21 protein-coding genes and 2 tRNA genes are annotated in these 21,200 nt (G+C 70.9%); 15 read left to right on the top strand and 8 right to left on the bottom strand.

The features are described from left to right. The 4 genes from EJF31_RS19700 to EJF31_RS19685 form a co-directional block, all read right to left on the bottom strand. The gene (locus tag EJF31_RS19700; protein ID WP_125038852.1) at nt 1–963 is read right to left on the bottom strand and encodes an IS481 family transposase; all 963 of its coding nucleotides are present in this window, start codon (nt 961–963) and stop codon (nt 1–3) included. Between the two features lie 224 nt (nt 964–1,187). Next, the gene (locus EJF31_RS19695) at nt 1,188–1,790 is read right to left on the bottom strand and encodes a pentapeptide repeat-containing protein (protein ID WP_125038851.1); all 603 of its coding nucleotides are present in this window, start codon (nt 1,788–1,790) and stop codon (nt 1,188–1,190) included. Next, nucleotides 1,783–2,049 carry a DUF2087 domain-containing protein gene (locus tag EJF31_RS19690; protein ID WP_125038850.1) on the bottom strand — a complete coding sequence of 89 codons (267 nt, stop codon included), beginning with the start codon at nt 2,047–2,049 and terminating at the stop codon, nt 1,783–1,785. Before EJF31_RS19690 ends, EJF31_RS19695 begins: the two co-directional genes overlap by 8 nt. 17 nt (nt 2,050–2,066) lie before the next feature. Beyond that, the gene (locus tag EJF31_RS19685; RefSeq protein WP_125038849.1) at nt 2,067–2,948 is read right to left on the bottom strand and encodes a 3-methyladenine DNA glycosylase; all 882 of its coding nucleotides are present in this window, start codon (nt 2,946–2,948) and stop codon (nt 2,067–2,069) included. A gap of 32 nt (nt 2,949–2,980) precedes the next feature. On the opposite strand from EJF31_RS19685, the gene EJF31_RS19680 reads away from it, so the two are divergent. The 9 genes from EJF31_RS19680 (at nt 2,981) to EJF31_RS19640 (ending at nt 11,720) form a co-directional block, all read left to right on the top strand. Further along, nucleotides 2,981–3,790, top strand: a complete 810-nt coding sequence (locus EJF31_RS19680) for a fumarylacetoacetate hydrolase family protein (RefSeq protein ID WP_125038848.1) — start codon at nt 2,981–2,983, stop codon at nt 3,788–3,790. Next, nucleotides 3,787–5,250 carry a glutamate--tRNA ligase gene (gltX, locus tag EJF31_RS19675; protein ID WP_125038847.1) on the top strand — a complete coding sequence of 488 codons (1,464 nt, stop codon included), beginning with the start codon at nt 3,787–3,789 and terminating at the stop codon, nt 5,248–5,250. The genes EJF31_RS19680 and gltX overlap by 4 nt, the downstream gene beginning before the upstream one ends. Continuing rightward, nucleotides 5,247–6,212, top strand: coding sequence for a CPBP family intramembrane glutamic endopeptidase (locus EJF31_RS19670; RefSeq protein WP_260430979.1), 966 nt, complete (start codon nt 5,247–5,249; stop codon nt 6,210–6,212). The genes gltX and EJF31_RS19670 overlap by 4 nt, the downstream gene beginning before the upstream one ends. Before the next feature lie 36 nt (nt 6,213–6,248). After that, nucleotides 6,249–6,320, top strand: a tRNA-Gln gene (locus EJF31_RS19665). Between the two features lie 122 nt (nt 6,321–6,442). Further along, a tRNA-Glu gene (locus EJF31_RS19660) sits at nt 6,443–6,515 on the top strand. A gap of 510 nt (nt 6,516–7,025) precedes the next feature. Then, nucleotides 7,026–7,664 carry a hypothetical protein gene (locus EJF31_RS19655; protein WP_260430978.1) on the top strand — a complete coding sequence of 213 codons (639 nt, stop codon included), beginning with the start codon at nt 7,026–7,028 and terminating at the stop codon, nt 7,662–7,664. A 233-nt stretch (nt 7,665–7,897) separates the two neighbouring features. After that, entirely contained in the window at nt 7,898–9,523 is a 1,626-nt protein-coding gene (locus tag EJF31_RS19650) for a phospholipase D family protein (protein ID WP_125038845.1), read from the top strand. Nucleotides 9,524–9,724: 201 nt separating this feature from the next. Beyond that, nucleotides 9,725–11,239, top strand: a complete 1,515-nt coding sequence (locus EJF31_RS19645; RefSeq protein ID WP_125038844.1) for an AlkA N-terminal domain-containing protein — start codon at nt 9,725–9,727, stop codon at nt 11,237–11,239. A gap of 1 nt (nt 11,240) precedes the next feature. Then, complete coding sequence (locus EJF31_RS19640; RefSeq protein ID WP_125038843.1) at nt 11,241–11,720, top strand: methylated-DNA--[protein]-cysteine S-methyltransferase; 480 nt, start codon at nt 11,241–11,243, stop codon at nt 11,718–11,720. A 28-nt stretch (nt 11,721–11,748) separates the two neighbouring features. Here EJF31_RS19640 and EJF31_RS19635 read toward each other — a convergent pair whose 3' ends face one another. After that, complete coding sequence (locus EJF31_RS19635; protein ID WP_125038842.1) at nt 11,749–12,471, bottom strand: IclR family transcriptional regulator; 723 nt, start codon at nt 12,469–12,471, stop codon at nt 11,749–11,751. Between the two features lie 99 nt (nt 12,472–12,570). On the opposite strand from EJF31_RS19635, the gene leuC reads away from it, so the two are divergent. Together leuC and leuD are read left to right on the top strand one after the other, a co-directional pair. Beyond that, nucleotides 12,571–13,971 carry a 3-isopropylmalate dehydratase large subunit gene (gene leuC / locus EJF31_RS19630; RefSeq protein WP_125038841.1) on the top strand — a complete coding sequence of 467 codons (1,401 nt, stop codon included), beginning with the start codon at nt 12,571–12,573 and terminating at the stop codon, nt 13,969–13,971. Nucleotides 13,972–14,008: 37 nt separating this feature from the next. Continuing rightward, on the top strand, nt 14,009–14,608 hold the full coding sequence (gene leuD / locus EJF31_RS19625; RefSeq protein ID WP_125038840.1) for a 3-isopropylmalate dehydratase small subunit: 600 nt from the start codon (nt 14,009–14,011) through the stop codon (nt 14,606–14,608). Here the strand turns inward: leuD and EJF31_RS21980 are convergent. Next, the gene (locus tag EJF31_RS21980; RefSeq protein WP_185736357.1) at nt 14,605–14,766 is read right to left on the bottom strand and encodes a hypothetical protein; all 162 of its coding nucleotides are present in this window, start codon (nt 14,764–14,766) and stop codon (nt 14,605–14,607) included. The genes leuD and EJF31_RS21980 overlap by 4 nt on opposite strands. Before the next feature lie 871 nt (nt 14,767–15,637). Here EJF31_RS21980 and EJF31_RS19620 point away from each other — a divergent pair. Beyond that, nucleotides 15,638–16,339, top strand: a complete 702-nt coding sequence (locus EJF31_RS19620) for an HU family DNA-binding protein (protein ID WP_125038839.1) — start codon at nt 15,638–15,640, stop codon at nt 16,337–16,339. A 59-nt stretch (nt 16,340–16,398) separates the two neighbouring features. On the opposite strand, the gene cofC is transcribed toward EJF31_RS19620, so the two are convergent. After that, entirely contained in the window at nt 16,399–17,013 is a 615-nt protein-coding gene (gene cofC, locus EJF31_RS19615; RefSeq protein WP_125038838.1) for a 2-phospho-L-lactate guanylyltransferase, read from the bottom strand. Between the two features lie 141 nt (nt 17,014–17,154). Here cofC and EJF31_RS19610 point away from each other — a divergent pair, with 141 nt between their 5' ends. Both EJF31_RS19610 and EJF31_RS19605 read left to right on the top strand, forming a co-directional pair. Continuing rightward, nucleotides 17,155–17,919: a 1-acyl-sn-glycerol-3-phosphate acyltransferase gene (locus tag EJF31_RS19610; RefSeq protein WP_125038837.1), complete on the top strand. Its 765-nt coding sequence runs from the start codon at nt 17,155–17,157 to the stop codon at nt 17,917–17,919. Next, nucleotides 17,916–18,926 carry an NAD(P)H-dependent glycerol-3-phosphate dehydrogenase gene (locus EJF31_RS19605; RefSeq protein WP_125038836.1) on the top strand — a complete coding sequence of 337 codons (1,011 nt, stop codon included), beginning with the start codon at nt 17,916–17,918 and terminating at the stop codon, nt 18,924–18,926. The genes EJF31_RS19610 and EJF31_RS19605 overlap by 4 nt, the downstream gene beginning before the upstream one ends. A 5-nt stretch (nt 18,927–18,931) precedes the next feature. Here the strand turns inward: EJF31_RS19605 and EJF31_RS19600 are convergent, their stop codons facing one another. Further along, entirely contained in the window at nt 18,932–20,032 is a 1,101-nt protein-coding gene (locus EJF31_RS19600; protein ID WP_125038835.1) for a PLP-dependent aspartate aminotransferase family protein, read from the bottom strand. A 33-nt stretch (nt 20,033–20,065) separates the two neighbouring features. Here EJF31_RS19600 and EJF31_RS19595 point away from each other — a divergent pair, with 33 nt between their 5' ends. Beyond that, complete coding sequence (locus EJF31_RS19595) at nt 20,066–21,196, top strand: D-alanine--D-alanine ligase family protein (protein WP_125038834.1); 1,131 nt, start codon at nt 20,066–20,068, stop codon at nt 21,194–21,196. Nucleotides 21,197–21,200: the final 4 nt, after the last annotated feature.

Below are 21,200 nucleotides of genomic sequence, written 5' to 3'. Positions count from 1 at the left end.
TCACAGGCGGCTGATCGGCGGTAGGCCTCCGAGTGCGCTGTGGCGGCGTCGAGTGTTGTAGAGCTCGAGCCAGGGGGCAAGTGCGGCGGCGCGTTCGTCGTTGCTGACGAAGACCTGGCAGTAAGCCCACTCGTCTTGCAGGGTGCGGTTGAACCGTTCGACCTTGCCGTTTTGCCAGGGGCAGTGCGGCTTGATGAACAGCTGCCGCACGCCCAGGTCGGCGCAGGTCTGGCGCATGGCGGTCGAGTGCCGGTAGGCGAAGGCGTTGTCGGTGATCAGGTCCTCGACGCGAGTGATCCCGTGGACCGCGAAGTAGGCCACCGCGCGGGCCAGGAAGTCGGCGCAGGTGGTGCCCTTCTCGTCGGGCAGGATCTCGGAGTAGGCCAGTCGGGAGTGGTCGTCGACCAGGGAGTGCACGTAGTCGTATCCGATTCGCTGCTTCTTGTGCCGCTGATCCACGGTGGCCGCGCGACCCCAGGCGGCCCAGCCGCCGCCGTCGGGGATCTTGCCGAGCTTCTTGACGTCCATGTGCACCAGCTCGCCGGGCCGGCCGCGTTCGTAGCGGACCGCGGTGGTCTTTGACGCCCGGATTACCTCGCCGGTCATCGGATCGCACTCGCGCAGGTAGGGCACCCCGTGCCGGCGCAGGATCCGGGCGACCGTCCGCGCTGGCACCCCGAGCTCGGGGCCGAGCCAGTCCTGACCCCGACGATGCTCGGCGCGGGCCCGGAGCACCCGTTCCTCAATCTCTGGCGCGGTCTTAGTGGGCATGGTGTGCGGCTGCGAAGACCGGTCGTGCAGGCCGGCCTCGCCCTCGGCGGCATACCGCCCAATCCACTTCAGCACGCAGCCGCGGGAGACCCCCATCGCGTCGGCGATGTGGGCCTTCTTCCAGCCCTGCTGGTGACGTTCGACGATCAGCAGCCGACCACGAAAGGTCAGCCGCGCATTAGCGTGGGACACGAGAGCCTCCGGTTTGGAGTGGGACCTAGACAAGCCACACCCCAACCGGGGGCTCTCCTCACGTCAAGACACCTGCACCGTCACCAACGTCCCGGCCGGGTACACCTAGCCCCGCCGACGGGAGGGATCACCGGTTAACCGGCGTTCCCGTACGTTCTGGAGGGTTGCAACCCTCCAGAACGTCCAAGACCACCGGTGAACCGGCGATCCCGACCGGCTCCGCGCTAGACGCTCGTGTCCACCGACGCCCCGTGCAGCTCCGCGAGCAGTACGGCGCCCTCGAGGTCCAACCGGGTCGCCCGGAGCCGGGCGGCGGCGAGGTCGACCCGGTCCAGGCTCGCGCCGCGCAGGTCGGCGCCGCCCAGGTTGGTCTCGCGGAGGTTGGCGCCGTCGAGGCGGCAGTCGCGCAGCACCGACCCGGTGAGGTCGGACAGCGACAGGTCCGCCTCGCGCAGGTCGAGGCCGGTGAGGTCCAGCTTCGTCAGGTTGGTGCCGCGGATCGTCACGCCCTGCCACTGCCCGCCGCGGATCGCGACCGGCCGCAGCGTGCACTCGGCGAACACCGAGCCGACCAGCTTGCAGCCGTCGAACGTCGCGTCGAAGAAGCTGGTCCGCCGGAAGTCGCAGGCCACGAACGCCGAGCTGGTGTGCGTCGAGGCGTTGAAGCGGCAGCCGTGGAAGGTGCACCGGTCGAAGAGCGCCCCCGCTGTCGTGGCTTCCGAGAAGTCGACGTCGCTGAACGTGCACTCGACGAACTGCGCGGCCTCCAACGGCTCGGCGTACCAGTCCTCACCAGTGAAGGCGACGCCCACCCGCGGCTCAGACATCGAAGCTGCCGCCGCTGCGCCAGTAGACGCCGTCCTCGCGGGTCAGGAAGAGGTTCTCGACGAGGTAGCGGCGCAGGGCGGCGTAGTCGGGGTGGAAGCCCTCGAGGATCTCGTTGACGTCCTTCTCCGGGTAGTGCCGGCCCGGCTCGAAGGACTGCGCCAGGTGGTCGAGGACCACCAGCAGCTTGGCCTGCTTGCTCGGGATCGTGTGCAGCCGCCCCTCGGGCGTCATGAAGTTCCGTAGCACCCGCTCGTCCATGCGGCACACCGTAACCGTCACTCGGCGAGCAGCCGCTCGCACTCGGCGACCAGGCGAGCACGCAGCGGCGCACCCCGCTCGGCGAACCCGCGCTGCGCCTCGGCGTACGCCGCCTTGCCCGCCGCGGTCTCGATCCGCACCGGCTCGAACTCGTGGCCGTCGATCTCCAGCCCACTGAGGTCGTACGGCGCCGCGCGCATGTCGAGGATGCGGATGTCGCGGGCGAGCTCGAAGCAGTCGGCGACCAGGTCCGAGCTGATCATCGGCGTGAGCCGGAACGCGTGCTTGTAGAGGTCCATCCCGGCGTGCAGGCAGGCCGGCTGCTCGAAGTCGGGCCGGTCGGTCGAGGTGGGGGAGAGCGTGTTCAGCGGACGCGCCGGCTCGGTGAAGAAGCGGTAGGCGTCGAAGTGCGAGCAGGCGATCCGGTGCGACTCCACGACCGCGTCGGTGCCACCGCCACCCAGCCGCAGCGGCCAGTCGTGACGCTTCCCGTGCTCGGCCGCGCGGTAGACCATCGCCCACTCGTGCAGCCCGAAGCACCCGAAGTTGGCGGCCCGTCCCGCCGTCGCCGACAGCAGCCGCCGCAGGGTCTCCAGCAGCACCCGCTGCGAGGCGACGTGCTCGGCCGTCACGGCGACGCACTCGGTGGTCGAGCCTGCCGAGACCGCGTACCCCTTCAACCCCGCGTACGACGCCCCGTCGGCCAGCCCCACGCCGTACCCGGGGTGCCACCGCCGCAGCTGGGCCGGCCGCTGGGAGTAGTAGGTGAAGAGGAAGTCGTGGACGGGGTGCTTGACCCGCGACTCCCGCCGCACGAGGTGCGGCTGCACGAAGGCGTCGATGCGGGCCGCGTGTGCCGCGGCGCACGCCTGCCACTCCTCCCGCGACAGCACCTCCATGGCGCCCAAGGTTAGGTCGATAGGCTCCCCGAGTGCGTATCGCGAGATTCACGACCGGAGAAGACCCCCAGTACGGCGTGGTGACCGGCGAGGTCGACCAGTTCGGCCAGCCGGCCGAGGACTCCGTCATCGTCGCCCTGGCGGGTGATCCCCTGTACGTCGGGGTGAAGCTGCTCGACGAGGAGCACCGCCTCGAGGACGTCCGGCTGCTCGCGCCGGTGCTGCCGCGCAGCAAGGTGGTCGGCATCGGCCGCAACTACGCCGCCCACGCCGCCGAGCTCGGCAACGACGTCCCGGCCGAGCCGCTGATGTTCCTCAAGCCCAACACCAGCGTGGTCGGCCCCGGCGACCCGATCTTCTACCCCCGCCAGACCCAGGACCTCCACTACGAGGGCGAGCTCGCCGTCGTGATCGGCCGGATCTGCCGCGACGTGCCGCCCGAGCAGGCGACCGACGTGATCCACGGCTACACGATCGCCAACGACGTCACGGCCCGCGACCTGCAGAAGTCCGACGTCCAGTTCACCCGCGCCAAGGGCTTCGACTCCTTCTGCCCGCTCGGCCCGTGGATCGAGACCGATCTCGACCCGCAGACCTTCATCGACGGCGTCCGCCTCCAGACGTTCCTCAACGGCGACGTCGTCCAGGACGGCTCGACGGCCGACATGATCTTCGACATCCCCGCGCTGATCGCGCACGTCTCCAGCGTGATGACGTTGCTCCCCGGCGACGTCATCCTCACCGGCACCCCCGAGGGTGTCGGTCCCATGCAGGTCGGCGACGAGGTCGAGGTCTCGATCGCCGGTCTCGGCACTCTCACGAACAAGGTGGCCCAGCGTTGAGCAACGTCCGCGTCCGTTTCTGCCCCTCCCCGACGGGATCCCCGCACGTCGGCCTGGTCCGCACCGCGCTGTTCAACTGGGCCTTCGCCCGACACCACGGCGGCTCGATCGTCTTCCGGATGGAGGACACCGACAAGGAGCGCAGCACCCAGGAGTCCTACGACGCGATCCTCGACCTGTGGCGCTGGCTCGGCCTGACCTGGGACGAGGGCATCGAGGTCGGCGGCCCGCACGGCCCCTACAAGCAGAGCGAGCGCGGCGACATCTACCGCGACGTGCTGGAGCGGCTGCGCGACTCGTCGTACACCTATGACTGCTTCTGCACCAACGACGAGGTCGATGCGCGCCGCAAGGCGTCCGGCTCCAAGGCGCAGGGCTACGACGGCTTCTGCCGCGACCTGTCCGCCGACCAGCGGGCGGCGTTCGAGGCCGAGGGCCGCGCGCCGATCGTGCGCTTCCGGATGCCCGACGGCTCGATCACGTGGGACGACCTGGTCCGTGGGGACATCACGTTCGAGACCGAGAACGTCCCGGACTTCGCGCTCTCGCGCGCCAACGGCGACCCGCTCTACACGCTGGTCAACCCGATCGACGACGCCCTGATGGAGATCACCCACGTCCTGCGTGGCGAGGACCTTCTCTCCAGCACCCCGCGCCAGCTCGCGCTCTTCGACGCCCTGGTCGAGCTCGGCATCGCCAAGTCCGTGCCGGCCTACGGCCACCTGCCCTACGTCATGGGCCAGGGCAACAAGAAGCTCTCCAAGCGCGACCCCGAGGCGCACGCGCTGGCCTACCGTGACCAGGGCTTCATCCCCGAGGGCCTGCTCAACTACCTCGCGCTGCTCGGCTGGGCGATCGCCGGGGACCGCGACATCTTCTCGATGGAGGAGATGGTCGAGGCGTTCGACATCAAGGACGTCAACCCCAACCCCGCGCGCTTCGACCTCAAGAAGGCCGACGCGATCAACGTCGCCCAGATGCGCCTGCTGTCGGTCGAGGAGATCACCCACCGGGTGCTGCCGTTCCTCAAGGCCGCGGGCGTCGTCTCCGACCCGGTCTCCGACGCGGACGCGCAGCTGCTCGAGCTCGCGATGCCGCTGGTCGCCGAGCGGATCAACAAGCTCACCGAGGTGCCCGAGATGCTCGGCTTCCTCTTCGTCGACGAGGCCGACTTCACGCGCGACGAGGCCGACGTGGCGAAGCTGCTCGACGAGACCGGCCGCGAGGTCGTCCAGGCGTCGTACGACGCCCTCGCCGGACTCGACACCTGGTCGACCGCCGCGATCCAGGACGCCCTGCAGGGCAAGCTCGTCGACGAGCTCGGCCTCAAGCCCCGCGTGGCCTTCGGGCCGGTCCGCGTGGCCGTCACCGGCCGCAAGGTCTCGCCCCCGCTGTTCGAGTCGCTCGAGCTGCTCGGTCGCGAGCGCGGTCTGGGTCGTCTGAAGAGCGCACTGGCGTGAGGGGGGAGCCGGCCGGGGCGGCCGTTCCCGGCCGGCTGCCCTACCAGCAGGTCCACCTCGCCGGCCGGGTCGCCTGGTGGCGGCCCGTCGTCGGCACGACGATGCTGATCGCGCTGATGCTCGTCGTGGTGCCGATCGTCTGGCAGGTGCCGTTCGCGATCGGCTTCGCGATCCAGGGGCGCCCGCTGGGTGACTCGATGACGCAGCTGCTCGACCTCGGCGACCCGACTCCCGCGGGTCTGGCCTACCTCAACCTGGTGGTGGCCTCGGCGATCCCCGTGACCTGGCTGCTCACGCGGGTGATGCACGGGCTGCGGCCGCGCTGGCTCGCGTCGGTGATGCCGCGGATCCGCTGGCGCTGGCTGCTGACCTGCTTCGGGCTCGCGTTCATCGGGCTCTTCGCGACCCTCGTCGTCTCCTCGCTGCTGCCCTCGCAGGGCGACGGCACCGACATGAGCGGGCACCTCAACGACTTCGGCCGCACCACGCAGGAGTTCGCCCTCGTCGTGCTGCTGCTGACGCCGCTGCAGGCCGCGGGGGAGGAGTACGCCTTCCGTGGCTACCTCACGCAGGCCTTCGGCGGCCTGTTCCGCACGCCGTACGCCGCGGTCCTCGGGCCCGCCCTGCTCTTCGCCCTGGCGCACGGCGCCCAGAGCGCGCCGGTGTTCTTCGACCGGTTCGCGTTCGGCATCGTCGCGGGCATCCTGGTGATCCTCACCGGCGGCCTCGAGGCCGGCATCGCGATGCACGTGCTGAACAACTGGCTCGCCTTCGGCCTGGCCCTCGCGTTCGGCAACATGGGCTCCACGCTGAACCCCTCGGGGGGCAGCTGGTGGAGCATCCCGGCGACCCTCACCCAGTCGCTCGTCTACCTCGCGCTGGTCGTCTGGACGGCCCGTCGCAAGGGCCTGGAAACCACCATGGACCGGGGCGTTTTGGTGGCCCCGGAACCCTCCGTGTAAGGTTTCTTCTCGGTCCTCCGGGGCCGGCAATGCCAGTGGGATATGGTGTAATTGGCAACACGACTGGTTCTGGTCCAGTTATTCTAGGTTCGAGTCCTAGTATCCCAGCGAATCGCGGTCCGTCCGTTCTGAAGGCCGCGATTTTGTGCGTCACGACAGCGTTCGCTAGAGTTTCGCGGGTTGTCCCACGAAGGCCGAGAGGCCTGAACAGGACAGCGAAAGCAGGACAAGCCCCCGTTGTGTAGCGGCCTAGCACGCCGCCCTCTCAAGGCGGTAGCGCCGGTTCGAATCCGGTCGGGGGTACATCCCACGAAGGGCCCGGATCCACCAGGATCCGGGCCCTTCGTCGTTCTCGGTGCTGGTTGAGGTGTGAGCGCAGCCAGCCTCGAAACCAAGGCGCCGTCGGGCGCAGGCGGGCCGGCTCGGCGGCACTTCCGAGCAGACCGCTTGACATCGCTCCTGAACGCGGGAACTCTTCGCATGCATCCCATGAGTGGCCGATCATGAGTAGTCCGTTCCGGCCGATCCGCAGCACCCGTCGCACAGAGGGGGCAGCACCGTGAAGACAGAGCAGGCGCTCGCCGACGTGGTCACCATCGGGCTCCTTCAGGAGCGTGCCACCGTGGTGATCGATAGCGCCATCACACCTCAACAGCTGCGTCTCAGCCGACCGCGATGCAGGGCCCGTGCGGGAGTCGTGCACCTCGTGCTGAGGAAGCCTGGCCGATGACCCGCGAGCCGCGAAAGACCTCCGCGGGAGACGGCCCCGGGAGCCCGCGGCAGCATCCGGGAGAGTCGAGGATTCCCGCCGCTGTGGCCGTGCTGGTCGCGACCGGGCTGTACTTCTTGTTGCCGAGCCCGCTCCTGTTCGGCCCGAGGGTGGCGATCCCCGCACTCGAGCTGGTGTTGTTCCTCCCGTTGTGGCTGGCCAACCCCACACGGATGACGCGCGAGACCAGGGGCCTTCGGCTGCTCTCCATCGGGTTGGTGCTCCTGATCGCTGTGGCCAACGCGGTCGCGCTCGTCCTGCTGATCGACCAGCTCGTCACCAAGTCCTCCAGCAAGGGGACCGTGTTGCTGGTCGGCGCCGGCCAGGTGTGGGTGACCAACATGATCGTCTTCGCCCTGGCGTTCTGGGAGCTGGACCGAGGTGGTCCGGTGACGCGGACCCGCACCCCACGCGGCAAGCTCCCGCCGGCCGACTTCCGGTTTCCCCAGGACGAGGACCAGGACGCCATCACTGAGGTCGCGGCCCGCTCGTCGGCAGTCTCGGACTGGTCGCCCGCATTCCTGGACTACCTCTACGTATCGGTGACGAACTCCTCGGCGTTCAGCCCGACCGACACGATGCCACTCTCGCATCGGGCGAAGATGCTCATGGCGGTGGAGTCGGTCTCAGCCATCATGTTGTCGGTGCTCGTGATCGCACGGGGAGTCAGCCTCCTCGGCTAGACCCTTGCCTCACACTGGCCGGCAGGATGCCCGATCGAGAACCCGATCTCATCGCACCTGCGTCATGGACAGGTGGGGGGCCTGGTGCTAGACCTGTCATCAAGGAGGGGCCCAACCTCCGCCTTGGCCATCGGCACCTTCGAAGGTGGTTCAGATGCTCGGGAACCTGCAGTCATTCCGCTCGGCCGCGCGGCCGGCTGGCGCACCATCCAGCCCGGCCAGTGCGACCCGACATGCCTGAAGCGCCGTCGCCACCGGACGTGGAGAGCTGGCTGCTCAGCGCGCAGGAGCGGGGAAACCCGGCAACGTGTCTCGACAACCGGCACGCGGACGGGGCGGCCTGGACCCGAGGCAACGAAGTCCGTCCGCTGGTGCACGGAGCCGTCTACTTCGCGGAGCTGCTCGAGCAGGTCAACGCTCTGGTCGCCGGCGACCTGCTGTTGTTCAGTGACTGGTCCGGCGATCCGGACCAACGGCTGGCCGTCGTGCGGGACAGTGCGATCGCCGACGTGTTGTGCGCGGCGGCCCGCCGTGGTGCGATCGTCAAGGGACTGGTGTGGCGTTCCCATCTCGACCTGGCCCGGTTCACCTCACGAGAGAACAGACACCTCGGGGAGTACATCGATGCGGCTGGCGGAGAAGGTCTGCTCGACATGAGGGTCCGCGCCGGTGGCTCGCACCACCAGAAGTTCGTGGTACTCCGTCACCCCGGGCGGGCCGAGCGGGACGTGGCCTATGTCGGTGGGATCGACCTGTGCCACGGCCGGCGCGACGACGCCCTGCACGGGGGAGACCAGCAGGCGCGCCCGATCGCAGCCGCATACGGTGACCGACCGCCCTGGCACGACCTCCAGGTAGCGATCCGCGGCCCCGCGGTGGGCGATGTGGAGGCCGTCTTCCGCGAGCGCTGGCAGGACCCGGCTCCACTGACCCGCAGCCCGGTCAGGCGTCTGTCCTCGATCCTGCGCAGGGACGACAGGCAAGCGGGCACGCTGCCAGCGCAGCTGCCGGATCCAGCACCGCGCGGCGCCCACACAGTCCAGCTGCTCCGCACCTATCCCGCCCGGCGCAGGGGCTATCCCTTTGCTCCGGATGGCGAGCGGAGCGTTGCCCGCGCGCACATCAAGGTGTTGCAGAGAGCCAGATCGCTGATCTACATCGAGGACCAGTACTTCTGGTCCGCCCAGGTAGCGCGACCATTCGCTGCCGCTCTTGCCGCAAACCCGAACCTTCACCTGATGATGGTCCTGCCGCGCTACCCAGACGCCGACGGGAGGTTCTCGGGCCCACCCAACCTGCTGGGCCACCAACTGGCGTTGGAGGTTCTCTACCGCGCCGGCGGCCCACGGGTCGCGGTGTACGGAATCGAGAACCACGCGGGCACACCGGTCTATGTGCACGCCAAGACCTGCATCATTGACGACGTCTGGGCCTCGGTGGGTTCGGACAACTTCAACCGCCGGTCCTGGACCCATGACTCCGAGCTCAGCTGCGCCGTGCTCGACGACACCGCCGATGAACGAGAACCACCCAGATCTGGGGAACAGGAGCATCCTGCGCGCCGGTACGCGCGGGACCTGCGGCTGACTCTGGCGCGCGAACATCTCGACCGTCCCGTCGGGCAGGACCTGGAGCTCTGTGACCCACGTGCCGCGTTCGCCGCCTTCGCCCAATCCGCAGTCTCGCTCGACGGCTGGCACACCAGCGGACGACAAGGACCCCGTCCGCCCGGACGACTCCGGACGTATCGAACCCCGCAGCTCTCCCGGTGGACCATTGCCTGGGCCGCACCGTTGTATCGCACCATCTATGACCCCGACGGCCGGCCTGCCGACCTTCGCAGGGCGGACACGGTCTAGCGACGTACTGGTCAGCGACGAGGTGAGTTGAGTCCCTCGGAGTGCGTACGACGTCGGTGGCGTGGGTCCGGTCGTAGACCCAGGCGCAGTCACCGAGTGACTTCGACCCCGGTCGGGCGGTCACTCAGGAGGTCGGGGAGACATTGCGACGGTGTCCGATTCCCGCGAGAACTTGTCGGCGTCATGGGTGAGGATGGGGCCATGTCCACCAGCACCCGGCACGAGGAGCGGCTCGACCGCGAGTCCTGCTACCGCGCGGTGAAATCGCGCGACCGGCGCTTCGACGGCGTCTTCTACACCGCCGTCCGCACGACGGGGATCTACTGCCGGCCGTCCTGCCCGGCCCGGACCCCGGCCTTCCAGAACGTCACCTTCCACCCCAGCGCCGCCGCCGCCCAGGCGGCCGGCTACCGCGCCTGCAAGCGCTGCCTGCCGGACGCCACTCCGGGCAGCCCCGACTGGGACGTCGCGGCCACCGCAGCGGGCCGGGCGATGCGGCTGATCGCCGACGGCGTCGTCGACCGCGAGGGCGTGGAGGGCCTGGCCCGCCACGTCGGCTACACGCCGCGCCACCTGACCCGCATCCTCGGCGCCGAGCTCGGCGCGGGGCCGCTCGCCCTCGCGCGGGCCCGGCGGGCCCAGACGGCCCGGGTCCTGATCGAGACCACGGAGCTCGGCTACGCCGACATCGCGTTCGCGGCCGGCTTCTCCAGCGTCCGCCAGTTCAACGACACGATCCGCGAGGTCTATGCCTCGACCCCGACCGACCTCCGCGGCCGGCGCGGCGGCCGGGTCACGACCGGCACGGTGACGATGCGGCTCGCCGTACGCACGCCGTACGCCGGGCGCGCGCTGCTCGCCTTCCTGGCCCTCCGCGCGATCCCGGGCGTCGAGGTCGCGGGCGACGGGTGGTATGCCCGGACCCTCGCGCTCCCACATGGCACCGGCACCGTCCGGCTCGAGATCCCCGACGTGGCCGAGCCGGGGGAGACGGCGTTCGTGACCGCGGCCTTCGCGCTCGAGGACCTGCGCGACACCGCCGCGGCCGTCGAGCGGGTCCGTCGCCTCCTGGACGCCGACTGCGACCCGGTCGCGGTGGCCGAGGCGTTCGCCGGTGACCCGGTCATCGGACCGCTCGTCCGCCGCCATCCCGGGCTGCGCGTGCCCGGCCACGTCGACGGCAACGAGATCGCCGTCCGCGCCGTCCTGGGCCAGCAGGTCAGCGTCGCCGGCGCGCGCACCGTCGCGGCCCGGCTGACCGCGGCCCACGGCCGGCCGGTCGCACCGCCCCCGGACTCGATGCCCGAGGGCCTCACGCACGCGTTCCCCGACGTGGCGACGCTGGCGGGCCTGGCCCCCGAGGAGCTGCCGATGCCGCGGGCCCGCGGGCGGGCGCTCGTCGCCCTGTGCGCCGCGCTGGCCGATGGCGACCTCGCCCTGGACCGCGGGCCCGACCGCGACGACGTACGCCGTGCCCTGCTGGCGATCCCCGGCATCGGGCCGTGGACGGCCGACTACATCGCGCTGCGCGCCCTCGGCCACCCCGACGTCTTCCTGCCGACCGACATCGGCATCCGCGACGCCCTGCGCGGCCTCGGCCAGGACCCGGCCCGGGCCGCCGCCCTGGCCGAGGGGTGGGCACCCTGGCGGTCCTACGCCCAGGTGCACCTCTGGCAGACGCTCGCACCCACCACCGCCACCGGCAAGGAGAACTGACATGTGGACCCTGATGGACTCACCCGTGGGCGAGCTGCGGATCGTCGAGAAGGACGGGGCGATCACCGCGATCGAGTTCACGCCCTACCGCGACCCCGACGGCCGCGTGCGCGGCGACCGCGCCGACGACCACCCCGTCCTCGCGGAGTGCGTCCGTCAACTGCGGGCCTACTTCGACCGCGACCTCAAGGAGTTCGAGCTCCCGCTCGCCCCCGAGGGCACCGACTTCCAGCAGCGGGTCTGGACGCAGCTGCAGGGGATCGCCTTCGGCGCGACCGCGTCCTACGGCGAGATCGCGCACCGCCTCGGCATGACCAACGCGGCCTCCCGTGCCGTCGGCCTGGCCAACGGCCGCAACCCGATCCCGATCGTCATCCCGTGCCACCGCGTCATCGGCGCCAACGGCACCCTCACCGGCTACGCCGGCGGGCTGGAGCGGAAGCAGACCCTGCTCGACCTTGAGGCCGACGGGTTGTTCTGACCGCGTCGACTGGGCGCAGGCTCCGCGCCTACTCTGCCGCAGCCCGCCGCAACGACTCCGAGAGCCGCTCGGCGGCCGCGAGCACGGCGGGGGCGTGCATCCGGCCCGGCTGCCGCGAGAGCCGCTCGAGCGGGCCGGAGACCGAGACGGCGGCGATGATCTTGCCGCCAGGGGAGCGGACGGGGGCCGAGACGGACGCGACACCCTGCTCGCGCTCGCCGACCGACTGCGCCCAGCCGCGACGGCGGATGCCGGAGAGAGCGGCGGCGGAGAAGGCGGCGTTCTGCAGGCCGCGGTGCATGCGCTCGGGGTCCTCCCACGCGAGCAGCACCTGGGCGGCCGAGCCGGCGCGCATGGTCAGCTGCGAGCCGACCGGGATGGTGTCGCGCAGGCCCGAGGGGCGCTCGGCCGCGGCGACGCACACGCGGTGCTCGCCCTGGCGGCGCCACAGCTGGGCCGACTCGCCGGTGATGTCGCGCAACCGCGCCAGCACCGGGCCGGCGGTCGCGAGCAGCCGGTCCTCGCCGGCGGCGGCGGAGAGCTCGGCCAGCCGCGGCCCCAGGACGAAGCGGCCCTGCATGTCGCGCGCCACGAGCCGGTGGTGCTCGAGGGCGACGGCGAGGCGGTGGGCGGTCGGTCGGGCCAGACCCGTGCCGGCGACCAGCCCGGCGAGGGTGGCCGGACCGGACTCGAGGGCGGTGAGCACGAGGGCGGCCTTGTCGAGGACGCCGACTCCGCTGGTGTTGTCCATATGGCAATACTGCCGTCTCAGAACTTGGGATGCAAGCGTTAGGGTGGAACCCGTCGTCACCACGCAGTGCAGCACACCTGGCAGAGAGGGAGTTCAGACATGGGCAAGACCCTGTCCGAGAAGGTCTGGGACGAGCACGTCGTCCGGTCGACCGAGGGAGAGCCGGACCTGCTCTTCATCGACCTCCACCTCATCCACGAGGTGACCTCGCCGCAGGCCTTCGACGGCCTGCGCCTCGCCGGCCGTCGCGTACGTCGCCCCGACCTGACCCTGGCCACCGAGGACCACAACGTCCCCACCATCGACTGGGACAAGCCGATCGCCGACCCGGTGTCGCGCACCCAGGTCGAGACCCTGCGCCGCAACGCCGCGGAGTTCGGCGTACGCCTCCACCCGCTCGGCGACATCGAGCAGGGCATCGTCCACGTCGTGGGCCCGCAGCTCGGCCTGACCCAGCCCGGCATGACCATCGTCTGCGGCGACAGCCACACCAGCACCCACGGCGCCTTCGGCGCGATCGCCTTCGGCATCGGCACCTCCGAGGTCGAGCACGTGCTCGCCACCCAGACGCTGATGCAGGCCCGGCCCAAGACCATGGCCGTGACCGTCAACGGCAGCCTGCCCGCGGGCGTCACCGCCAAGGACCTCGTGCTCACCCTCATCGCGCACACCGGGACCGGTGGCGGTCAGGGCTACATCGTGGAGTATCGCGGCCAGGCCATCGAGGAGCTCTCGATGGAGGCCCGGATGACCGTGTGCAACATGAGCATCGAGTGGGGCGCCAAGGCCGGCCTCATCGCGCCCGACCAGACGACCTTCGACTACATCGAGGGCCGCAAGGAGGCGCCGAAGGGCGAAGACTGGGTCGCCGCGGTCGAGCACTGGAAGACCCTCGTCACCGACGAGGACGCCGAGTTCGACAAGGAGATCGTGCTCGACGCGAGCACCATGACCCCCTTCGTCACCTGGGGCACCAACCCCGGCCAGGGCGTGCCGCTCGGCGCGAACGTCCCGGCGCCCGAGGACTTCGAGGACGCCCAGGACCGGATCGCCTGCGAGAAGGCCCTGGAATACATGGGCCTCGAGGCCGGCACGCCGCTGCGCGAGGTCAAGGTCGACACCGTCTTCGTCGGCTCGTGCACCAATGGACGCATCGAGGACCTCCGCCTCGCCGCCTCGATCATCGAGGGCCGCCAGGTCGACAAGGACACCCGCCTGCTCGTGGTGCCCGGCTCGGTGCGGGTGCGCCTGCAGGCCGAGGAGGAGGGCCTCGACGTGATCTTCAAGGAGGCCGGCGCCGAGTGGCGCGGGGCCGGTTGCTCGATGTGCCTGGGCATGAACCCCGACCAGCTCACCCCCGGCGAGCGCAGCGCCTCGACCTCCAACCGCAACTTCGAGGGCCGCCAGGGCAAGGGCGGTCGCACGCACCTCGTCTCGGTGCCCGTCGCCGCCGCCACCGCCGTCCGCGGGACGCTCTCGTCGCCCGCCGACCTGGACTGAATCTCGACAGGCTCGATCACCGAAAGCGAAGTGACCGATGGACAAGTTCACCAGCCACACCGGCGTCGGCGTCCCGCTGCGCCGCAGCAACGTCGACACCGACCAGATCATCCCGGCGGTCTACCTCAAGCGCGTGACCCGCACCGGCTTCGAGGACGGCCTGTTCGCCGCCTGGCGCAACGACCCGACGTTCGTGCTCAACGACGAGGCGTACGCCGCGGGCTCGGTGCTCGTGGCCGGCCCCGACTTCGGCACCGGCTCGTCCCGCGAGCACGCCGTGTGGGCGCTGCAGAACTACGGCTTCAAGGCCGTGATCTCGCCGCGCTTCGCCGACATCTTCCGCGGCAACTCCGGCAAGGCCGGGCTCGTCGCGGCGCAGGTCGACGAGAAGGTCGTCCAGCGCCTCTGGGACCACCTCGAGGCCAACCCCGGCGCCACCGTCACCGTCGACCTCGAGTCGCGCACGGTCCGTGCCGGTGAGGGACCCGACGCCATCGAGGACTCCTTCGACATCGACGACTACACGCGCTGGCGGCTGCTCGAGGGCCTCGACGACATCGGCATCACGCTCGGGCACGACGCCGACATCGCCGCCTTCGAGGCCACCCGTCCGAGCTGGAAGCCCGCGACCCTCTAGGACAGGCCCTGGTCCGGGAGCCGGACCGCCAGCTGCGTGCACCAGGCCTGGAAGCCCAGGCGGCGTGCGGCCTGCATGGACGCGTGGTTCTCCGAGCGTGCCGTCCACCGGGCCACGTCGTGCCGGGCGATGGCGTAGGACGTTGCCGTGCGAGCCACCCGGTCCACGAGCCACCCGGTCCACGAGTCCCCGGCCCCGGTGGTCGGGGTGGACGAGCACGCACACGTCGCGGGCGGCGTCGGCCCAGTTGCTCAGGGCCGCCGCGGCGACCGGCTGGTCCGACGGGCCCAGGATGAACGTCACCGTGACGTCGTCGTTGCCGAGCCCCGACTCCTCCCACTCCTCCGACGTCACGTGCTCACGGAGGGGCAGGGCGGCAGAGGGTTCGCCGATGCGTACGTCGGGGTCGGACCCGGGGTCGAGATCGAGGTAGTGGTGGGTGGCGGGACCGATCAGCCGACCGCCCAGGTCGTCGGCCAGCGACTGCCAGAACGTCGCCGACTGCAGGACGTTGAGGCTCGCCGACGCGATCCGGCTGGGCAGGCCGGCGTCGATGCCCGTGGGTGTCGACACGTGCACGCCGTCACCCCGCCACGCGACGAAGAAGCCGGCGTACTCACCCAGCTGCGCATGGGGCTGCACGGTCAGCGCTTTCCAGACCTCGTCACCGGCGATGCCGAACACGTCGGCCCACCAGGAGTCCACGAAGTCCTCCGTCTCCCGTTCCACGCACTGACACTAGGGCCGCCCGACCTGCCACGCACCGCCTTTGGGCCCAGACGCACTTTCGGCACAAGGCGACACTCCGCGCGCGACGAGAATCGTCAAGCGGGGTTGGGGAAAGTCTTCACTTAGCGGACCCGGATCGCCGAAGTGCCGCTACCAGACCCGTCTGGTCAGGTCCACTCCACACGAAGAAAACCCCGGAATGTTCGGCGTGGCGATTGTGACGGTGACCACCTTTCCCTAGCGTGCGTTGAAGAAAGTCGAGCATCGGCTCGGCCCATGGGTTCATTGGAAGGGAAGCTAGTGAACAAATCACAGCTCATCGACACCCTGGCTCAGCGCTACGAGGGGAATCGCAAGGCTGCCGCGCACGCACTCGAGTCCGTCCTGGACACGATCACGCGCGAGGTGGCGAAGGGCGAGAAGGTCGCCATCACGGGCTTCGGCTCCTTCGAGAAGCGCATCCGCGAGGCGCGCTGGGTCCGCAACCCGCAGACCGGCCAGCGCATCAAGGCGAAGAAGACCGCCGTCCCGAAGTTCAGCCCCGGCGCTGACCTGAAGAACGTCGTCTCCGGCGCCAAGAAGCTGCCCAAGCTGACGCTCGCTGCTGCAGGCTCGTCGGCCAAGGCTGCGACCGCCCCGGCGAAGAAGGCCGCGGCTGCCGCCAAGAAGGCGACCACGAAGGCTCCGGCCAAGAAGGCGGCCCCGGCCAAGAAGGCTGCTCCGGCTGCCACGAAGGCCGCTCCCGCCAAGAAGGCGGCCCCGGCTGCCAAGAAGGCCGCTCCTGCCAAGAAGGCCCCGGCCAAGAAGGCACCCGCCGCCAAGAAGGCAGCTCCGGCGAAGACCACCGCCGCAGCCAAGAAGGCGCCGGCCGCGAAGAAGGCCCCGGCGACCAAGGCTCCTGCCAAGAAGGCGCCGCCGGCGAAGAAGGCTGCTCCGGCCGCCAAGAAGGCACCGGCTGCCAAGAAGGCACCTGCGAAGAAGGCCCCTGCCAAGAAGGCCTGATCCGCACACCCGTTCGTGGGCCGTCTCCCGGTGGGGGACGGCCCACGGTCGTGTCCGGGTCAGGCGAGCGCGGCGGTGTGCCGCCCCAGGCCGAGGGCCCGGGCGGCGTCGAGGTCCGCGAGGTCGTCGACGTCGCGACGCAGGGTGGGGAGCCGGCCTTCGATCTCGGTGGCGTCGAGCTCGAGGTGCGCGGCCCGGGACTCCACGCCGAACCGGGGCTCGAAGAGACCCAGCGGTGCGGTGTAGAGCGTGGTCCCGATCCCGTCGGCGTCGGCCACGAAGCACGGGGTGCCCGGCACCACGCGGCTCAGCGCGACGGTGAGGTCGGCCGGCACGAGGGCCGGCAGGTCGGCGCAGATCGCGACCGGCTGGAGCACGGGCCAGCGGCGGCTGGACTCCGCGGCGGCCTGGGCCAGGCTGGCGTTGAGGTCCCCGGTGACGCCGTCGGGGATCGCCGTGCAGCCGAGCGCGGCCAGCTGCGCGGAGAACGCCGCATCGTCGGTCACGACCAGCACCTCGGCCACCTGTGCGCACGCCAGGCACGCCGTGACCGTGTCCAGCGCGAACGCCGCGGCGAGCGCCCGGCGACGGTCGTCGTCGAGGCCCACGAGGCGCGACTTGCCGCGCGCCGGAGGCTTGACCGGCACGACCACGGCGTACTGCTGGCTGGTCATCGCCCCGATCCTGTCAGGCGGTGAGAAGTCGGCCTCCGTGGGTGTGTCGCCACGAGACGGATGCACCCCGACTGCGAGTAACCTGCACTCGACGCACGGCGCGTCACGGCCCGGTGGCCGCGAGGAACGACAGGGTTGCTGGTGACCGTTCGCAAGCTGCAGCAGAAGCGTGGCTGGGCCTGGAACATCGCTGTGCCGTTGCTCAAGCCCCTGCTGCTCGGGGTCGCCTCCCGCACCTGGATCGACGGCGAGAAGCTGCCAGCCAGCGGCGGCTGCGTCGTGGTGTTCAACCACCTCTCGCACGTCGACCCGCTGCTCTCGGCCCACTTCGTCTACGACCACGGCCGGTTGCCGCGCTACCTCGCGAAGTCCGGCCTGTTCAAGAACAAGGCGCTGGGCGGCTTCCTCAGTGCCGCGGGCCAGATCCCCGTCGAGCGGCTCACGCGCAGCGCCGTCGGGGCGTACGACGCCGCCGTGGCGGCCGTCAACGCCGGCGAGTGCGTCGTGGTCTACCCCGAGGGCACCCTCACCCGCGACCCCCACCTGTGGCCGATGACCGGCAAGTCCGGTGCGGCGCGGATCGCGCTGGCGACCGGCTGCCCCGTGATCCCCGTCGGTCAGTGGGGTCCGCAGGACCTGCTGCCGCCCTACGGCCGACCCGACTTCCTCCCGCGCAAGCACGTGACGATGAAGGCCGGCGACCCCGTCGACCTCTCCGACCTCCTGGCCCTCGAGCACACGCACGCGGTCGTGCAGCAGGCGACCGACCGGATCATGGCGGCCCTCACCGGCCTCGTGGAGGAGATCCGCGGCGAGCAGGCCCCGGCCGAGCGTTTCGACGCGCGGGCCGCGGGTGTCAGTCTGATCGGCAACCCCAACAAGAAACCCAAGAAGGAGCGTCCATGAGCCGCGAGGGCAAGGTCGCGATCTTCAGTGCCGGGTCGTGGGGCACGGCCTTCTCGATCGTGCTGGCCGACGCCGGCAACGACGTGACGCTCTGGGCGCGTCGCGAAGAGGTCGCCAAGTCGATCAACGAGCAGCGCGAGAACCCCGACTACCTGCCGGGCATCGAGCTGCCCCCGTCGGTGGGGGCGACCCATGACGTCGAGGAGGCCCTCGACGGGGCGGACATGGTCGTGCTGGCCACGCCGTCGCAGAGCCTGCGGGGCAACCTGGTCGAGTGGGCGCCCCACATCCGCGAGGACGCCGTGATCGTCTCGCTGATGAAGGGCGTCGAGCTCGGCTCCCTCAAGCGGATGAGCGAGGTGATCGCCGAGGTCACCGGCGCCGGTCCCGAGCGGATCGCGGTCATCAGCGGCCCCAACCTCGCCATGGAGATCGCCCGTCGCGAGCCCGCCGCCTCGGTCGTGGCGTGCGCCGACGAGGACGTCGCCAAGCTGATCCAGCAGCGCTGCCATGCCCCGGCCTTCCGCCCCTACACCAGCACCGACGTGCTCGGCTGCGAGCTGGGCGGTGCCTACAAGAACGTCGTCGGCCTCGCGGTCGGCATGGCCGTGGGCCTGGGCTTCGGCGACAACACCACCGCCTCCGTCATCACCCGTGGCCTCGCCGAGACCGCCCGCCTCGCCACCCGGCTCGGCGCCAACCCGCTGACCCTGATGGGGCTCGCCGGCCTCGGTGACCTGGTCGCCACCTGCTCCTCACCGCTCTCGCGCAACCGCAGCTTCGGCGTCAAGCTCGGGCAGGGCATGACCACCGAGGAGATCTACGCCTCCACGCGCCAGGTCGCCGAGGGCGCCAAGTCCTGCTCCTCGCTGCTGGCCCTCGCCGAGCGCACCGGCGTGGACGCCCCCATCGCCCACCACGTCGACGCCGTCGTGGCCGGCCGGATGACCGCGCAGCAGATGATGGACTCCTTCATCGCCCGCGACACGAAGGCGGAGGTGGAGTGACCTAGTCACCCCACCAGGTCGTCGAGCGCTCCGCGCAGGTCGTCCCACAGGTCGTCGACGTCCTCGATGCCCACCGACAGCCGCACCAGGCCGTCGGGGATGGTGGCGGGCTCGGACTTCCAGCGGCGGCGCCGCTCGAAGGTCGACTCCACGCCGCCGAGCGAGGTGGCATGCACCCACAGCTTCGTCTTGCGGGTGAGCAGGTCGGCGGCGATCGCGCCCTGGGCGAGCACGATCGACACGATCCCGCCGAAGCCGGGGTAGCGGACCTCCGCGAGGGCGGGGTGCTCCTCGAGCCGGCGGACCAGTTCCTGGGCGTTGGCCTGGGCACGCTCGACCCGCAGGTGGAGGGTGCGCAGTCCGCGCAGCGCGAGGTAGGACTCGAGCGTGCCGGGGACGGCGCCGACCAGGTCGCGGCGGCCTTTCAGCACGGCGTACAGCTCGTCGTCGGAGGTCACGACGGCTCCCATCAGCGCGTCGCTGTGCCCGGAGAGGTACTTCGTGGCCGAGTGCACCACGAGGTCGACGTCGAGCTCGAGCGGCTTCTGCAGCAGGGGAGTGGCGAAGGTGTTGTCCACCACGACGTAGGCGCCGGCCTCGTGGGCCGCGACGGTGATCGTCTCGATGTCGGCGATCTCCAGTGCGGGGTTGGTGGGGGACTCCAGCCACACCAGGGCCGCGTCGGCGCAGGCCGCGACGACGGCGTCGGTGTCGGTGATGTCGACGAGCTCGGTGCGCAGCCGGCCGCGTGACTCGAGGTCGGCCAGCTGCAGCACGGTGCCGTTGTAGGAGTGGCGCGGCGCGACCACCTTGGCGCCGTTGCCGACGAGGTCCAGCACGGTCGCGACGGCCGCGAGCCCGGACGCGAAGCTGAGGCAGCGGCCGCCCTCGAGCGCCCCCAGCGCGTCCTCGAACGCCGTCCAGGTCGGGTTGCCGTAGCGGCCGTACTCCAGGTCGCCGCCCGCGACGTACGTCGACGCCATGGTGATCGGGACGTTCAGCGGCTGGTCCGGCTCGTGGCCCGGCCGGCCGGCCGTCACGGCGACCGTCGACGGCTTCCAGTCGGGCGCGGGCGAGGGCTGGGGGGCGGAAGAGTCCTCGGGCATGGCCGCAACACTAGGCCGGTAGGGTCGTGCCCGATGAACGAGCCCTCCGCCGCCTCCCGCAAGCCCCGCGTCGCCGTCGTCTTCGGCGGTCGCTCCAGTGAGCACGGCATCTCGTGCGTGACGGCCGGCAGCGTGCTCCGGGCCATCGACCGCACGGCGTACGAGGTGGTGCCGATCGGCATCGCCACCGACGGTCGCTGGGTGCTGGAGTCCGGCGACCCCGAGCGGCTCCGGATCGAGAGCGCCGACCGGCTGCCGGCCGTCGACGGCAACCGCGCCAGCATCGTCCTGGCCCAGGACAGCACCTCCACCGACCTGGTCGTCCACGAGCCCTCGCAGCCGCCGCAGACGCTCGGCGAGGTCGACGTCGTCTTCCCGGTGCTGCACGGGCCGTGGGGCGAGGACGGCACCATCCAGGGGATGCTCGAGATGGCCGGGGTCCGCTACGTCGGCGCCGGCGTGCTCGCCTCGGCCGTCAGCATGGACAAGGCCTACATGAAGGTCGTGCTCCAGGCCGCGGGCCTGCCGGTCATGCCGTCGGTGACGATCACCCGGCGCCAGTGGGACCAGGACGCCCAGGGCTGCCGCGAGCAGGCTGCGGGCATCGGCTACCCGCTCTTCGTGAAGCCCGCGCGGGGCGGCTCCAGCATCGGCATCTCCAAGGCCCACGACCCCTCCGAGCTCGACGAGGCCGTCGAGACGGCGCTGCGCGAGGACCCCAAGGTGCTGCTCGAGGTGGCCGCCGAGGGCGCGCGCGAGGTCGAGTGCGGCGTGCTCCAGTCCCTCGACGGCACGCCCGAGACGAGCATGCCCGCCGAGCTGCGCGTCGGGGGCGACCACGAGTTCTACGACTTCGCCGCCAAGTACCTCCCCGGCGAGCACACCGAGATCGACATCCCCGCCGACCTGACCGACGAGGTGGCGGCCGAGCTCCGCCGGCTGGCCGCGCTGGCCTTCGAGGCCGTCGGCTGCGAGGGCCTGGCCCGGGTCGACTTCTTCGCCTTCCCCGACGGCTCGCTCGTGGTCAACGAGATCAACACGATGCCGGGCTTCACCCCGACGTCGATGTACCCGCAGATGTGGGCGGCCAGCGGCCTGGACTACCCGGCGCTGGTGGACCGGCTGATCCAGCTCGCGCTCCAGCGCGACACCGGCCTGCGCTGACCGG

This window comes from Nocardioides sp. LS1, from assembly GCF_003865225.1.
Lineage (GTDB): Bacteria > Actinomycetota > Actinomycetes > Propionibacteriales > Nocardioidaceae > Nocardioides > Nocardioides ginsengisegetis.
This window is presented reverse-complemented; position numbering and strand designations above follow the sequence as displayed.

Coding starts and splice junctions, on each gene's coding strand:
- EJF31_RS19650 (WP_125038845.1), top strand. CDS start 7,898: ATGCCTGAAGCGCCGTCGCCACCGGACGTGGAGAGCTGGCTGCTCAGC.
- EJF31_RS19685 (WP_125038849.1), bottom strand. CDS start 2,948: ATGGAGGTGCTGTCGCGGGAGGAGTGGCAGGCGTGCGCCGCGGCACAC.
- EJF31_RS19695 (WP_125038851.1), bottom strand. CDS start 1,790: ATGTCTGAGCCGCGGGTGGGCGTCGCCTTCACTGGTGAGGACTGGTAC.
- cofC (WP_125038838.1), bottom strand. CDS start 17,013: ATGACCAGCCAGCAGTACGCCGTGGTCGTGCCGGTCAAGCCTCCGGCG.
- EJF31_RS19640 (WP_125038843.1), top strand. CDS start 11,241: ATGTGGACCCTGATGGACTCACCCGTGGGCGAGCTGCGGATCGTCGAG.
- leuD (WP_125038840.1), top strand. CDS start 14,009: ATGGACAAGTTCACCAGCCACACCGGCGTCGGCGTCCCGCTGCGCCGC.
- EJF31_RS19635 (WP_125038842.1), bottom strand. CDS start 12,471: ATGGACAACACCAGCGGAGTCGGCGTCCTCGACAAGGCCGCCCTCGTG.
- EJF31_RS19600 (WP_125038835.1), bottom strand. CDS start 20,032: ATGCCCGAGGACTCTTCCGCCCCCCAGCCCTCGCCCGCGCCCGACTGG.
- EJF31_RS19690 (WP_125038850.1), bottom strand. CDS start 2,049: ATGGACGAGCGGGTGCTACGGAACTTCATGACGCCCGAGGGGCGGCTG.
- leuC (WP_125038841.1), top strand. CDS start 12,571: ATGGGCAAGACCCTGTCCGAGAAGGTCTGGGACGAGCACGTCGTCCGG.
- EJF31_RS19605 (WP_125038836.1), top strand. CDS start 17,916: ATGAGCCGCGAGGGCAAGGTCGCGATCTTCAGTGCCGGGTCGTGGGGC.
- EJF31_RS19645 (WP_125038844.1), top strand. CDS start 9,725: ATGTCCACCAGCACCCGGCACGAGGAGCGGCTCGACCGCGAGTCCTGC.
- EJF31_RS19595 (WP_125038834.1), top strand. CDS start 20,066: ATGAACGAGCCCTCCGCCGCCTCCCGCAAGCCCCGCGTCGCCGTCGTC.